The 14,593-nt window shown below is 52.8% G+C and carries 10 protein-coding genes; all 10 read right to left on the minus strand.

Annotation, left to right across the window (positions count from 1 at the left end; translation table 11 throughout):
* Positions 1-139 precede the first annotated feature (139 nt).
* The 10 genes from dltB to HMPREF1508_RS08380 all read right to left on the minus strand — a co-directional run bounded on the left by dltB (position 140) and on the right by HMPREF1508_RS08380 (position 14,401).
* Entirely contained in the window at positions 140-1,306 is a 1,167-nt protein-coding gene (gene dltB, locus HMPREF1508_RS08340; RefSeq protein ID WP_044961117.1) for a D-alanyl-lipoteichoic acid biosynthesis protein DltB, read from the minus strand.
* A complete protein-coding gene (gene dltA, locus HMPREF1508_RS08345; protein WP_044961119.1) occupies positions 1,306-2,817 on the minus strand; it encodes a D-alanine--poly(phosphoribitol) ligase subunit DltA in 1,512 nt (503 codons plus the stop codon). The genes dltB and dltA overlap by 1 nt, the downstream gene beginning before the upstream one ends.
* Before the next feature lie 274 nt (positions 2,818-3,091).
* Positions 3,092-5,722, minus strand: a complete 2,631-nt coding sequence (gene ppdK, locus HMPREF1508_RS08350) for a pyruvate, phosphate dikinase (RefSeq protein WP_044961121.1) — start codon at positions 5,720-5,722, stop codon at positions 3,092-3,094.
* A 230-nt stretch (positions 5,723-5,952) separates the two neighbouring features.
* Positions 5,953-6,189, minus strand: coding sequence for a PF20097 family protein (locus HMPREF1508_RS10265; protein WP_156923214.1), 237 nt, complete (start codon positions 6,187-6,189; stop codon positions 5,953-5,955).
* A 96-nt stretch (positions 6,190-6,285) separates the two neighbouring features.
* Positions 6,286-6,750 carry a VanZ family protein gene (locus tag HMPREF1508_RS08355; protein WP_198015630.1) on the minus strand — a complete coding sequence of 155 codons (465 nt, stop codon included), beginning with the start codon at positions 6,748-6,750 and terminating at the stop codon, positions 6,286-6,288.
* A gap of 315 nt (positions 6,751-7,065) precedes the next feature.
* The gene (locus tag HMPREF1508_RS08360) at positions 7,066-8,463 is read right to left on the minus strand and encodes a glycine--tRNA ligase (protein ID WP_044961123.1); all 1,398 of its coding nucleotides are present in this window, start codon (positions 8,461-8,463) and stop codon (positions 7,066-7,068) included.
* 237 nt (positions 8,464-8,700) lie between these two features.
* Positions 8,701-9,447: a DNA repair protein RecO gene (gene recO / locus HMPREF1508_RS08365; RefSeq protein WP_044961124.1), complete on the minus strand. Its 747-nt coding sequence runs from the start codon at positions 9,445-9,447 to the stop codon at positions 8,701-8,703.
* A complete protein-coding gene (era, locus tag HMPREF1508_RS08370) occupies positions 9,444-10,376 on the minus strand; it encodes a GTPase Era (protein WP_198015631.1) in 933 nt (310 codons plus the stop codon). Before era ends, recO begins: the two co-directional genes overlap by 4 nt.
* A gap of 44 nt (positions 10,377-10,420) precedes the next feature.
* Complete coding sequence (locus HMPREF1508_RS08375; protein WP_044961126.1) at positions 10,421-13,333, minus strand: insulinase family protein; 2,913 nt, start codon at positions 13,331-13,333, stop codon at positions 10,421-10,423.
* 219 nt (positions 13,334-13,552) lie between these two features.
* Positions 13,553-14,401: a mechanosensitive ion channel family protein gene (locus HMPREF1508_RS08380; RefSeq protein WP_044961127.1), complete on the minus strand. Its 849-nt coding sequence runs from the start codon at positions 14,399-14,401 to the stop codon at positions 13,553-13,555.
* Between the last annotated feature and the right edge of the window lie 192 nt (positions 14,402-14,593).

The raw sequence follows: 14,593 nt of genomic DNA on the forward strand, positions 1-14,593 counted from the left end.
TTCTGTTCTCTGTAACTTCTATATACCTTCGGAACGCTCTTCTATACAGATGTACTGCATTCTCCCGGAAGCGAACCAGGCTTCCTCTCTATCGCGCTGTCAGGATCCTTTCATGAAGACACCCCCTGTCTCACGTCAGTCACTTAAGCCCAGTCAGCTCCAAAAATCTTCCTGAGAAGATAAAGAAGCCAAAGAAGACCAGGTGAAAGGTAATCCCCCAGGAAACCAGTTGAAACCATTTCTCTTTCCTGTGCTTCTTATAGAAGCTGGACTTCTTGTGAAAGATTTCCGTCAGTGTCAGCAGCAATCCATGGTAGAGACCATAGATCAGATACTGCAAATCCGTCCCGTGCCAAATGCCCATGATTCCCATATTGATAAAGAAGGCAATCCCTGCCACAGTCAGACGCTTCTTAAACCTCTTGGTCTTCATCAGTCCCATGGAAATACGGGAGAAAATGAAATCCCGAAACCAGTGCGAGAGACTGATGTGCCAGCGATCCCAGAATTCGATGATATCAAGACTTCGGAAAGGAGCCCGGAAGTTCTCCGGGGTCTCTATGCCAAAGAGATAGGAGGCTCCCACCGCCATCAGAGAATAACCGGCGAAATCGAAAAAGAGATAGAAGCCGTAACCATAGAAATAGACCAGGGTATGCTTCAGATCCGCCTTCATCCCGAAATTGGTATAGAGATGATAAAAACTAGCTCCCAGAGCAAATTTATAGACGGCTCCCAGAAGGATCTTCTGCAGTCCTCTCCCCGCCAGATCCATATAGTCTTCTCGCGGAAGAACCCGGTGCATATCTCCAATAAAGCGCTGACTTCGATCAATGGGGCCGGAAGTCAACACCGGAAAGAAGAGATCCATGTAGAGAAAGTCCCATAAGCTCACCTGATCAATTGAACCGTCATAGGTCTGGATGATAATCTGAGTCGACTTGAAGGTCATGTAGGACAGACCCAAAAAACCAAAGAGGTGTATCTGCCAGTTTGCCGCCAGGGAGAACTTATAGAGGGCCAAGGGCAGAATCGAGGCAAAAAGGAAGATACGATACAGCCAGGTCTTTCTTCCCCAGCGCTGACGCGCAGCCAGATATCCCCGATCCAGAGCATAGCTGACAGCCAGAAAGAGTGCCAGAAAGGCCAGTGCTCCTGGATTCTTCCCCATAGCCAGGTAGACGTAGATCAGAGAGACCAGACTTCCGTACGGAGCAATGGGTTTCTCCAAATACCCCAGGATCAGAGCCGGCAGGGCCAGAACAATTAGGGAGAAGAAGAAACTTTGATCAACGAATAATGACATCAGATCAGCTCCTCCAGCGCTTTCCTATCAAGTTTGCCGTTCATGGTCATGGGAAAGGCATTTAACAGGACTACTTTCTTGGGAACCATATAGGAGGGAATTCGCTCCCCCAGGCTCTGACGGATATACTTGCGCCTGGCGTAAGAGCTGTCCCATCCCTCCTTTTGAAGAACAAGAGCCGCCAGACTGTGAACCACACCATCCCTCAGCTTGGGCAGCACCACAGCGCCATCCACTCCCTCCAGGGCCAGCAGATTCTTCTCAATATCACCGAGTTCAATCCGATAGCCATGCAGCTTCACCTGCCCATCCGCGCGTCCGGAGCAGTAGACCATGCCGTCTTTTCTCACATATCCCATATCTCCGGTCCGATAGGAGGCAATCCCTTCTTCATCCCGGAAGAAATGCTCTGCCGTCTGTTTGTCATTGTGATAGTAGCCGGCAGCAACGGTATCTCCGTTGATGATCAGTTCTCCGACCTGCCCCCCGGGCAGACGCCTGCCCTCTGTGTCCGCAGCATAAATCTCTGTTCCCGGCTTGGCGTAGCCGACAGGAAGCAGGCTTTCTGTCTTTAAAATCTCATCCGTGATCTCCGCCGCTGTCACGCAGACTGTGGTCTCTGTCGGCCCATAGGTATTAATGATGCGGGCATCCGGGAAACGCTCGCGCAGGCCGCGAACGGTTCGCGGTGTCAGGGGCTCCCCGCAGAAGAGAAAACGGCTCAGTTCAGGAAGGCGCTTCGCGTCAAAGCAGGCCTCTCCCATGGCCAGATCTGCAAAAGAGGGCGTTGACACCCAGTATTGAACCCCATTTTGTCGGATGAATTCCACCGCGGAAGTCATATCCCGGATCAAATCTCTGTCCAGACAGACGACTGTTGAGCCGGTTGCCAATCCGGTGTAGGTGTCCATCACCGACAGGTCAAAGGAGAAAGGGGCCTGGTTTAAGAAGATCCCCCGTCTGCCTTCCACCAAACTGGGAGACCAGCTTAAGTAAGCGTTCAGATTGGCATGCGTCACCTTGACTCCCTTGGGCTTTCCCGTAGATCCCGAGGTAAAAATCATGTAGTGAATATCGTCAGCCGCCAGCCCCGGCCAGGAAATATCCTCTCCTGCTGGCCGGGCATCCCCAAGGCAGATCTCTTCCAGTACCTGCCGGTTCATCTGATGAACCCCTCTGATCTCTGCCAGTTCTTCTGTCGCCAGGACAAGAGGACTTGCCACAGCATTCACAATATCTGTAATACGGCCGTCCGGCATATTCACGTCCATCGGCACATAGGTATGACCGGACAGGGAGCAGGCCAGAAAGCAGACCGGCATCCAGACACTCTTATGCCCATAGACAGGGATCGGCTGCTTGGGATCAAGCTCCTCCCCGAGAAGGTGAAGGGCAAGACGGCAGCTCCTCTTCCAGAGTTCTCCGTAACTGATCTGTTCTCTTCGGAAAACAAAGGCGGGACGATTCGGATCCTCTTTGGCAATTGTTTTAATTTCAGCGATTATATCCATAAATAGCACCTGTTTTCTAATGTATAAGCTTACAGGTTTTGACTGGAAAGATACAGAACTATTTTCGAAATTTTTCCTAAAATTCCAGTAGCTTTATTTTATATATCCATTGACGATACGACTCTCCGCATCATCGGGATTTTATATTCACTGCGCTCGTCCCACCGCACACCCCGTTGTCACGAAAATAACGGTCATACCCTTCCGAGGAAAGGTATGACCGTATGAATATCCACTATACTTTTACACGCGCCAGGCCGGTTTCTCTATTATCTCAATCCTTCAGAGCGGCCTGTGCTGCTGCCAGACGGGCGATGGGCACACGGAAAGGTGAGCAAGACACATAGTCAAGACCGATCCTGTGGCAGAACTCGATGGATGAGGGATCACCGCCGTGCTCGCCGCAGATACCAGCATGGAGCTGAGGTCTGGACTGCTTGCCGAGATCGACAGCCATCTCCATCAGCTTGCCGACGCCGACCTGATCCAGCTTGGCAAAGGGATCAGACTCGAAGATCTTGTTGCTGTAATAGGAATCCAGGAACTTGCCGGCATCATCACGGGAGAAACCGTAGGTCATCTGGGTCAGGTCATTGGTTCCGAAGCAGAAGAACTCCGCCTGGTTGGCAATCTTATCTGCTGTCAGAGCAGCTCTGGGGATCTCGATCATGGTGCCGACTTCATACTTGAGGTCAGCTCCTGCGGCCGCGATCTCCTTGTCAGCGGTCTCAACAACGATGTTGCGGACAAATGCCAGCTCCTTCTCATCGCAAGAGAGAGGAATCATGATCTCAGGTACAAGATTCCAGTCGGGATGCGCCTTGGCTACCTTGATGGCCGCACGGATAACGGCAGTCGTCTGCATGCGGGCAATCTCGGGATAGGTAATGGCCAGACGAAGTCCTCTGTGACCCATCATGGGGTTGAATTCCTTGAGACCGGCAATGATATCCTTGATCTGCTGTACGCTCTTGCCCTGGGTATCAGCCAGCTTCTTGATCTCTTCCTCGGTGTTGGGCACGAACTCATGAAGAGGGGGATCCAGGAAACGGATGGTCACCGGATTGCCTTCCATAGCCTCATAGAGCTTCTCGAAATCGCCCTGCTGGTAAGGCTCGATCTTCTCAAGAGCCTTCTCTCTCTCCTCGACGGTGTCGGAGCAGATCATCTCGCGGAAGGCAGCGATTCTGTCCTCAGCGAAGAACATGTGCTCGGTACGGCAGAGACCGATGCCCTCGGCACCCAGCTCACGGGCCTTGGCCGCATCTGCGGGCGTATCGGCATTGGTGCGAACCTTCAGCTTGCGGTACTTGTCAGCCCAGGCCATCACGCGGCCGAAGTCTCCGCCGATCTCAGCCTCCTTGGTGGCGATATCACCCTTGTAGATCTTACCGGTTGTACCATCGAGAGAAATGTAATCTCCCTCATGGAAGGTCTCTCCGCCCAGGGTGAATACCTTGGCCTCCTCATCGATGACAATATCACCGCAGCCGGATACACAGCAGGTGCCCATTCCGCGGGCAACGACAGCTGCATGTGAGGTCATACCGCCGCGAACCGTCAGGATACCCTGAGCGGCATGCATGCCCTCGATATCCTCAGGAGAAGTCTCCAGGCGAACCAGGATGACTCTCTCACCTGCGCCGCCGATTCCCTGTGCCTTGGCCTCGTCCGCATCGAAGACAACCTTACCTGCGGCAGCACCGGGAGAAGCGGGAAGAGCCGTACCGATCACCTGTCCTGCCTTTAGAGCCTCCGCATCGAAAGAGGGATGCAGGAGCTGATCCAGGGACTTGGCGTCAATGCGCTTTACCGCGGTCTGCTCGTCAATCTGTCCCTCGTCAACCAGATCACAGGCGATCTTGATGGCTGCGGGAGCTGTTCTCTTGCCGTCACGGGTCTGAAGGAAGTAGAGCTTGCCCTCCTCGATGGTGAACTCCATATCCTGCATATCATGGAAGTGGTTCTCCAGCTTGGTTGCCAGCTCCATGAACTGCTTATAGACTGCGGGCATGGCGTTCTCAAGTGTGGAGATGGGCTGGGGTGTACGAACACCTGCAACGACGTCCTCACCCTGGGCATTGAGCAGGTACTCGCCGAAAATGCCCTTGGCGCCGGTAGAGGGATTGCGGGTGAAGGCAACGCCGGTACCGGAGGTCTCACCCTTGTTACCGAATACCATGGTCTGCACATTCACGGCAGTACCCCAGGAACCGGGGATATCGTTCATGCGGCGGTATACGATGGCACGGGGGTTATCCCAGGAACGGAATACGGCTAAAACCGCGCCGAGCAACTGCTTTTTGGCCTCCTGGGGGAAGTCCTCTCCCAGCGCGTTCTTGTAAATGCCCTTGAAGCGGCGAACCAACTCCTTCAGATCATCGACATCCATCTCAACATCATAGGTGATGCCCTTCTTAGCCTTGACGTCATCAATCTCCTTCTCAAAGAGGGACTTAGAGACCTCCATAACGACATCAGAATACATCTGGATGAAACGGCGATAGGAATCATAGGCGAAGCGCTCATTGTTGGTCTTCTTGGCGAATCCCTCGACAGCGATGTCATTTAAGCCCAGGTTCAGAATCGTGTCCATCATACCGGGCATGGACGCGCGGGCACCGGAGCGGACAGATACCAGAAGGGGATCGTTGGGATCACCGAACTTCTTGCCGTTGATCTCCTCCAGCCAGGCGATGTTCTCGTCGATCTGATCCAGGACCTCCTGGGGAAGGCCCTTGCCGTTGTCATAGTAAGCGGTGCAAGCCTCGGTGGTGATGGTGAATCCCTGAGGGATGGGCATGCCCATGTAAGTCATCTCAGCCAGATTACAGCCCTTACCGCCCAAGAGGTTGCGCATGGATGCGCGGCCCTCGGTAAACTTGTAGACCCATTTGTTTGCCATTGAATTTTCCTCCTACAAATTAACTGCTGAAGTGCCCTCTTTCCGATCCATCGAGCGCCACTTCCATGTTCCAGAGGTTTTCCCTCTGAGCACTGGTAAAATAATAACATACTGACCCGAAAGGTCAATTGTCTGTACCCTGATCTGTACAAAATGAGGGCAAAAAGGGAGTCTATTTCTCCCATTTTTGCCCTTGCTGCCAATCTTGTACCTGTAAAAATACATTTTCCTTATTTTGCCCGGTAGTCATGGCTCCCCTTGGGAAGGATCAGCATCTCGCAGTCCGGGCAGTAGTAGCCCCTGCATTTTTCCTTATCTCCAAGCGGATAATCCACATCCCCATATACATGAAGCCGTACAGTCTCTGTACTCCTCTCCTTCTGCCACCAGACACTACCTAAACACCATGCGCCTGTATAGTTCATGGTTCCTAGCTCCATCTCTTTGCCACATGTAGGACATTTCATGGGATCACCTCAGTAGATAAAAAATGTTCATCATTACATCAAGCGCTGCAGTCACGCCCGCCAGTGGAACTCCGCCTGGCGGGTATAACCGCAAAATCAATCATAGAAGAGAGAGTCAAGTGTCTCTTTAAAGTGTTCGTGGTTTCGAAGCATCTTTCGAAAGAGGACAAGAATCACAAGGGTCAATACCGCTCCGGAAGTATTCAGGAAAAAATCATCAATATCGGCTGTTCTGGCCGGAAAGCCGCTTACGACATTAAATAAGAACTGAAGAGCTTCAATCATAACAGACACGAATGCGAGCAAAGCTATCTTCTTGCCTGTTTTCCATTTTCTCCGCGTAAAAATTTCAATATAGGCAGAGAGAGGCGATAAGAGAAGAAAATTCCCAATCAGCTGAAGCAAAGCCCCCTCGTGCAGGTAATTTCGTATGGACGCAAGAGGAATCAGCTGATAGAAAGCAAAATAGGAATCAACCCCCTCCTTCATCTGGCGCAAGTCCTCATCACGGAAGAAATAAACAGGAAACAAAGTAATTTTTGCCAGGCAAATCACATACACAAGAAAACTTAGAATAACCCAGAATCTTGTCTGTAATTGCAGTCTCTTTTTCAGAAAACAACTCAGCAGAAGACCAAGGATAAATATAAGAACAAATAACTCTTTTGTAATATCAATGATCATGGTCCACCAACTCACTGTAAAATTCCCAGTCCATCTCTTTCCAGCCCAGTTTCTGAAATAAATACCATCCATGTTTTGGGCGGTGTGTAATATGTAATTTTCCCGTTTTGTTTAATTAAGGTGTGAAGCGAATCTCAAGGATATAAAAAGCCCTGCAGGTACACATCCTACAGAGCTCATATATCATGCACTTCAGAAAGCCATTTTCTCTTCCAGATACTTCTCAAGTTCTTCGATGGGCAGACGAACCTGCTCCATGCTGTCGCGGTCACGGACGGTGACAGCCCCGTCCGTCTCAGAATCGAAGTCATAGGTGACGCAGAAGGGGGTTCCGATCTCATCCTGGCGACGGTAGCGCTTGCCGATATTACCTCTGTCGTCATACTCGCAGTTGAACTTCTTAGACAGGCGCTCATAGATCTTTGTCGCGCCCTCCGCAAGCTTCTTGGACAGGGGAAGAACACCAACCTTGACGGGGGCCAGTGCCGGATGGAAGTGGAGGACCGTGCGCATATCGGGCTTGTCCTCGGTCCCGATGTTCTCCTCGTCATAGGCCTCACAGAGGAAGGCCAGAACCACACGGTCTGCGCCCAGAGAGGGCTCAATGACATAGGGGATATACTTCTCATTCTTAGCGTCGTCGAAGTAGGACATATCGGCGCCGGAGACCTCCTGGTGCCGGGTCAGATCGTAGTCTGTCCGATCTGCAATTCCCCAGAGTTCTCCCCAGCCAAAGGGGAAGGTGTACTCAATATCCGTGGTCCCCTTGGAGTAGAAGGACAACTCCTCTTTATCGTGGTCACGAAGACGGATATGGTCTTTATTCATGCCAAGAGACAAGAGCCAATCTCTGCAGAAGCCTCTCCAGTAGTGAAACCACTCCATATCCGTGCCAGGCTCGCAGAAGAACTCCAGCTCCATCTGCTCAAACTCCCGGGTGCGGAAGGTGAAGTTGCCTGGCGTGATCTCATTGCGGAAGGACTTGCCGATCTGACCGATTCCAAAGGGGATCTTCTTTCGGGAGGTTCGCTGTACGTTCTTGAAATTAACAAAAATGCCCTGTGCCGTCTCCGGGCGCAGATAGACGGTGTTCTTGGCATCCTCGGTAACCCCCTGGAAGGTCTTGAACATGAGGTTGAACTGGCGGATCTCCGTGAAGTTGTGCTTGCCGCAGGAGGGACAGGGAACATTGTTCTCCTGAATCCAGTCCTCCATCTCTTTGTTGGACCAGCCATCAACGGAAGAGGGCAGGGCGATCTGATGCTCCTGGGCGAAATCCTCGATGATCTTGTCCGCCCGGAAGCGCTCGTGGCACTCCTTGCAGTCCATCAGAGGATCGGAGAAGGAACCCAGATGACCGGAGGCAACCCAGGTCTGCGGATTCATGAGAATGGCGCCGTCAATACCGACATTTTGCGGGCTCTCCTGGATGAACTTCTGCCACCAGGCCCGCTTGACATTATTCTTGAGCTCAACGCCCAGGTTCCCATAATCCCAGGTATTGGCTAAACCGCCGTAAATCTCGGAGCCCGGGTAGACGAAACCTCTCGCCTTGGCCAAAGCAACAATCTTCTCCATTGTCTTTTCCATACTAGATACCTCTTACTCTTTTGCCGGGCAGCCAGGCCTGGCAGACCTGTCTTCTTCCTTCACACAATCTCTGTCATTATAAGGACAAGCCCCTTTTATTGCAAGAAAAGGGGCGATCCGACCGCCATCCGTCTCCATGCCGTCTTCCATTCGCCTTCATGCCGTCTTCCATTCGCCTTCATTGATCTTTTGGAGGAAAAATAAGTCCCTTGATTGCGGAAAAAAGGGTCTTACATCTCAGCCCTTCCCCGGGGATGATAGAAAGGCCTCCGCCTTGAAGCTGTGTTCCAAGTATCTCCCCTGATACTCCCGCAAAAGCTGCCAGACCTCCTCTTCCACCGGATCCGTCAGGCGAAAGGAGAAGAGCTTCTTCATGGGGGCGCTCAGGATGAACTGAAAGGCATAGAGGGCCGACGCAGAAATGGGCCGTCCTCCTTCCACAGGCTGGCAGTCGCTGCAGATAACCGCCCTCCTTCCCATGTGAAAATAGGCGAGCCCCTCCTTCCTGCCGCAGGCTGCGCAGGAGAAGACATCCGGATATTCCCCGTTGATCCCCATCGTCCGGATCTCGTAGATGATCCGAAGAAGGCGGGGTGAGAATTTATCGCTGGCAAGGGCTCTTAAGGTCTGATAGAGCAAAAGAAGCCGCTGGGACTCATCGCTGTTCTCTATCCCGTAGTACTCAGCCATCTCCAGAAAATAGGCGGCCAGACATACCTTGTCGTAATCTTCGGCAATCTCCAGAAAATAGGCCTCAATACTGGCCCTGGCCAGGGTATAGGAATTGCGTCCCTCATACAGTTCAAAGGTTCCGAAGGCCATGGGGCCGGTTGCTGCCAGCAATTGGCTGCGCGGCCGCCTGGCTCCCCGGGCAAAGGCGGAAATCTCCCCCAGCTCCCGGGTCAGAAGCACCACTCTCTTGTCAAATTCCCCGATGGGCATAGCGGACAGCACCATCCCCGTCACAATCAAACTCTGACTCATTGCTCATCTTCTCTGCGATAGCCGAAGTTCCTGATGAGGAAGTCGCTGTCTCTCCAGTTCTCCTTGACCTTGACAAAGAGGCGGAGATTGACCTTGGAAGAAAGCATCCGCTCCAGCTCATAGCGGGCATCCGATCCGATCCGTTTTAACATGGCCCCTCTCTTGCCAATGATGATTCCCTTGTGGGATTCTCTCTCACAGATGATGGTCGCCTCGATATCCCATAGCTTCCTGCCGGGACGTCTCTTCATGACATCCATGGCGACGGCGATCCCGTGGGGCACCTCCTTGTCCAGCGCATAGAGGGCCTTCTCCCGGATGATCTCCGCCGCGATCTGCCGCATGGGCTGATCCGTCACGGTATCCTCGTCGTAAAACATGGGTCCCTGGGGCAGTCGCGAGAAAATGCTCTCGATCAGATCTTTGCATCCATCACCGCTTCTGGCACAGACGGGAAGGATCTCATCGAAATCATACTCCCCCCGATAGGTATCGATCACCGCAAGAATTTTCTCCTTCTTCACCATGTCGATCTTGTTGATGACCAGAAAAACCGGGACCTGAATCTGCTCAAGCTCCTTTAGAATATGGCGGTCGCCCCCGCCCACCCTGGTATCGGGCTCGATCAGCCAGAGGATCAGATCCACATCCTTCATACTGCGCTCAGCCACGCCAACCATGTACTGACCCAGCTTATTTTTGGCCTGGTGGATTCCTGGGGTGTCCAAAAATACAATCTGCCCCCGATCGGGATCCGTGTAAACAGTTTGAATGCGGTTTCGCGTGGTCTGAGGCTTGTTGGACGTAATGGCGATCTTCTGCCCGATCAGCTGATTCATCAGGGTGGACTTGCCCACATTTGGACGGCCGATCATAGCGACAAAGCCGCTTTTTGTCACAGGATTTTTCATGCTGTCTCTCTTTTCCATTGATACTCTGAACACTGCTGTGAGCCGATCAGGATATACCCTTCTTACAGAAGGGACTCTACCCTGGAAAAGAGCTCCCTCTTCGCCTCAATCGCGTCCTCATTGCCGACGACGCAGATATAACCCTGGCGTAAAGCCGCCTCAACGGGTTCCGCCAGCCTGCGAATATCCTCCGCCCCGGCATGAATGATCTGGTCTCTTTCCTTCTGCAGCACGCGGTCCGTAAGGCCGCTCATATAGGCGGCCAATCCCCGGCTGCCTCGCATGGAGGGCGTCAGCGGAGTATCCATCCCTGACAGGGTTCCTATGATAAACCTGGTCATGTCCCGCTCATTTGCGTCAAAAGCGCGCAGGAAATCAGGCGTTTGATCGAAGACCTCCTTGGTCTCCTGCAGCCTGGGATCCCGATAGGACATGAAGACCAGCTGGGCATTTCTGCTGAAGGAGGACATGCAGCCATAGGCCCCGCCCTTGACCCGGATATTGTTCCAGAAATAGTCGTAGCCCAGGATCGTATCCAGGATACGCATCGCTCCCTGATAGGCAAAGCCCTCCCTGCCAAAATCGCCGCTTCTGGCCACATAGTTGACCTGAGAGGCGGATTTGAAGGCCTCGTTGGGATCCGAAGTCACGATTTTTTCTGCCTTCGGCAGGCAGTAATGGTCGCGGAAAAGTCTCTCTTCTATCTGGGACAGACAGCCCTCCGCCTGCCTGATTCCCTCCTGACCGGATGTGGAGGATACCAGCATGTTTTCCGGGCGGAAAATGGCATGTTTGAGATTGACCAGCTTGTCTTTTACCAGACCTGCCTTTTTATCAAAGTCCTCCGCCGTCTCCTTTAGGAAACGGTAATAGCCGATCCCGCCGATCTCGTCAGACACCTTGCCCGCGGTGGAAAAGTAAGATCCCGCCCGATTGGCCGCAACCGTATGGCCCGAGCTCATGAGTCTGGCCTCCATACGCAGGATCTCCTCGTCAAGAAGCTCCTTCAATCGCCTGCTGTCCGCGAAGGAGCTGGTCAACATCAGCTCCTCCATCAGCCGGACGACAGGATCCATATCAGCGTAGAAGAATTTGGCATGAACCTCCACAGCCAGCTGATAGCTCCCGTCTCTTCCCGGATAGTTCTCAATACTGGTGCTGATCCCCCCGCTTGTCAGATTGATGGCATTGGTCAGATCAGTATAGCGATACCGCTCCGTGTCCACCTGTCCTAAAAGCCTGGTCAAAAAGGACAGAAAGCCCAGATCCTCCTGGGCAATGTGACTGGCGGCAAAAACCAGCGTCAGATAGTGAATGCCGTTGGTCTCCACATTGTGGTGCAGGACTGTGAAATTGCCGCTCTTTTTCACCTGGCAGTCGATCGGATCTATCTCGCGGCGCAGGTCCTCTCTTTTGAGCATGGGAATCTTCGCGAGCTCCTCCGGCGAATCCTCCCTCTCCTGATACTCCTGCAAATGCCTGGTCTGCTCGACCAGCGCCTCGATTTCCTCCGCAGAAAGGCCTGCCTTATAAGCGGCCATCTTCCCGGCAAGCGCCTGATTCCTGCGGCTTGCCAGCCCTCTCTCCGGGACGAGCTTTACCAGGGAGGCGTGGGTATTCTCGAGCAGATACTGCCGGATCAGCTGCTCGAAATAACCCTGACTGACCCTCTCGCGAAGCTCCTCCAGGACCCTGCTGACATGCAGGTGCAAAAAGGGCTGACGCTCATCATAGAGCCAGGAGTCCAGCAGCTGAAGCCCCCAGATCAGGCCCTTGGGATAACGGCCGTAATCAGCCTCCCGAAAATGGAACTGAGCCATATTGATAGCCGCGTAGAGAGCCCTGGAGTCAATCCCCCCCTCTGCCTGATCCGTCAGAGTCTTGCGGATGATCTCCAAAAATGCTTTCTCGTCCCCCGGATTCGCTCCCCTGGCTGTAATGGAAAAGACCGGCTGCAAAGTTCCCGAATCATAGCCCCCGTAGATATCCTTTCCGATGCCCGCGTCGATCAACGCTTTCTTGACTGGCGCGCCCGGGGAGTTCAAAAGGGCATAGTCCAGAATTTTAAAGGCCTGATAGAGCATCGGATCCAGGGCCGTAGCGACCGCCAGATTGCAGGAGAGATAGCTGGCGCCCTCCTCATCCTCCTCCGCGGAAATCGGATAGGTTTTCTCCAGACGGCTCATTTGCCCAAAGGGTCTCTGAAGGGGAATCCGGCTGTCAAGCTCGATCGCCTCATAATGGCTCAGGTAGACACGATCCAGATAGTCCAGCTTGTCCTCCGCGTTGAAATTACCATAGAGATAGATATAGGCGTTGCAGGGATGGTAATATCTCCTGTGAAAGTCAAGGAAGTCCTCATAGGTCAGATCCGGGATACAGGCGGGATCTCCGCCGGATTCAACTCCGTAAGGGGTGTCCGGGAAAAGGGAGTTCATGACCTGCCGCTCTAAGACGTCATCCGGAGATGAAAAGGCGCCCTTCATCTCATTGTAAACGACGCCATTGATCTCGATGGGGTTCTCTCTGTTTTCTAATTCATAGTGCCAGCCCTCCTGCATGAAGATCTCCGGCCGGCTGTATATGCGCGGATGGAGAACCGCGTCCATGTAGACATCGATCAGGTTGTCGAAGTCCTTGTCATTGCAGGAGGCCACGGGATAGACCGTCTTATCCGGATAGGTCATGGCATTGAGAAAGGTATTCAAAGAGCCCTTGACCAGCTCCACAAAGGGATCCTTGACCGGATACCGATCCGACCCGCAGAGAACCGAGTGCTCGATAATATGGGCGACGCCCGTAGAGTCGGCCGGGGGCGTCCGGAAGCCGATGTAGAAGACCTTGTTGTCATCGTCATTCTGCAGCAGAACCAGAGTCGCGCCGGACTTCTTATGGCGCAAGAGCAGCCCTTCTGAGCCGATGTCCCCCAGTTCTTCCTTCTCTAAAAGCTCATAAGCATCATTGATTTTCGTCATAAAAGTCTCTGCTTTCTCCCTCTTGCCACAGCCTGGCCGACGACTGAAGTTTGAATCCTCTGCAGTATGTCCCTCCACTGACAGCTGAGATTGCATCTCCGGCAGCAAATTCCTCCGCCGACAGCTGAGATTGCATCTCCGGCAGCAAATCCCTCCGCCGGTGACTGAGATCTGAATCTCCTGCAATTTCCATCTGGACGAATGCGAAGTTTATTGGGATCAGGTCCGATCCATATGGATATCCATCTGCCGGAAGGGAATGCGGATCCCCTCGGCATCAAAGGTCAGTTTGATCTTCTCCAGCATGGCCCAGTGAACATTCCAGTACTCATCTGTGGGAACCCAGAAGCGGGCGCCCAGCTTCACGGAGGAATCGGACAGTTCCGATACAAAAACCCGATAGGGTTCCGTGTCCAGAGCTCTCGGCTCCTCCTTGATCAGGCGCATGAGCAGATCCTTGGCCCTCTTGATGTCGTCCTCATAGGAAATACCTACGACCAGGTTGATCATCCGTTTATCGGCATGGGTCACATTAGTAAGAGAGGTATTGGCCAGCGTTCCGTTGGGAATCACAATGATCTTATTGTCAAAGGACTTGAGCTTGGTGTAAAAGACCGTGATCTCGATGACGGTTCCTTCATTCGCGTGCGTGTCCTCAATAATATAGTCTCCCACCCGAAAGGGATGGAGGAGCAGGATCAAAACCCCGCCCGCAAAATTTGACAGAGACCCCTGCAGGGCCAGGCCCGCCGTCACGCCCAAGGAGGCAATCGCTGCGGCCGCGGAAGCCGTCTGCACGCCAAAGACCCTGAGGACAACCAGCGCCAGGCCCAGGTAGACCAGCCACTTGAGAAGGGAGTCGATAAACTGAATCGCCCCCGTATCAATATTCTGCCGCTTCATGGTCTTGCGGATCAAGCTGCGGATCAGACCGGACAGCTTGACTCCCAGTCCCCAGACAATCAGGGCGATTACAACGGACCAGAAGAAGGTCAAAATGCCCGGAATCTGCCCACTGATCCACTTCTGAGGGCTGACATCTCCGGCAAAGAGCTCGCTGATATTCATGCTTTATCCTTCTCCCACATCTGCAGAATCAACTCACCGATAAAGACGACAAGTACCATGACAAGGCTTGCTGCCAGAGTTAATTTTTGTTTTTTGTTTTTCATATCCACCTCCAGAGAGCGGAAAACACACAGATTAAGTATAAAGAAAGCGATTGCTTTTCGCCAGTGCCTGAAAAAATGTGAATGGAAA

It is taken from the genome of Shuttleworthella sp. MSX8B, from assembly GCF_000524295.1.
GTDB lineage: Bacteria > Bacillota > Clostridia > Lachnospirales > Lachnospiraceae > Shuttleworthia > Shuttleworthia satelles.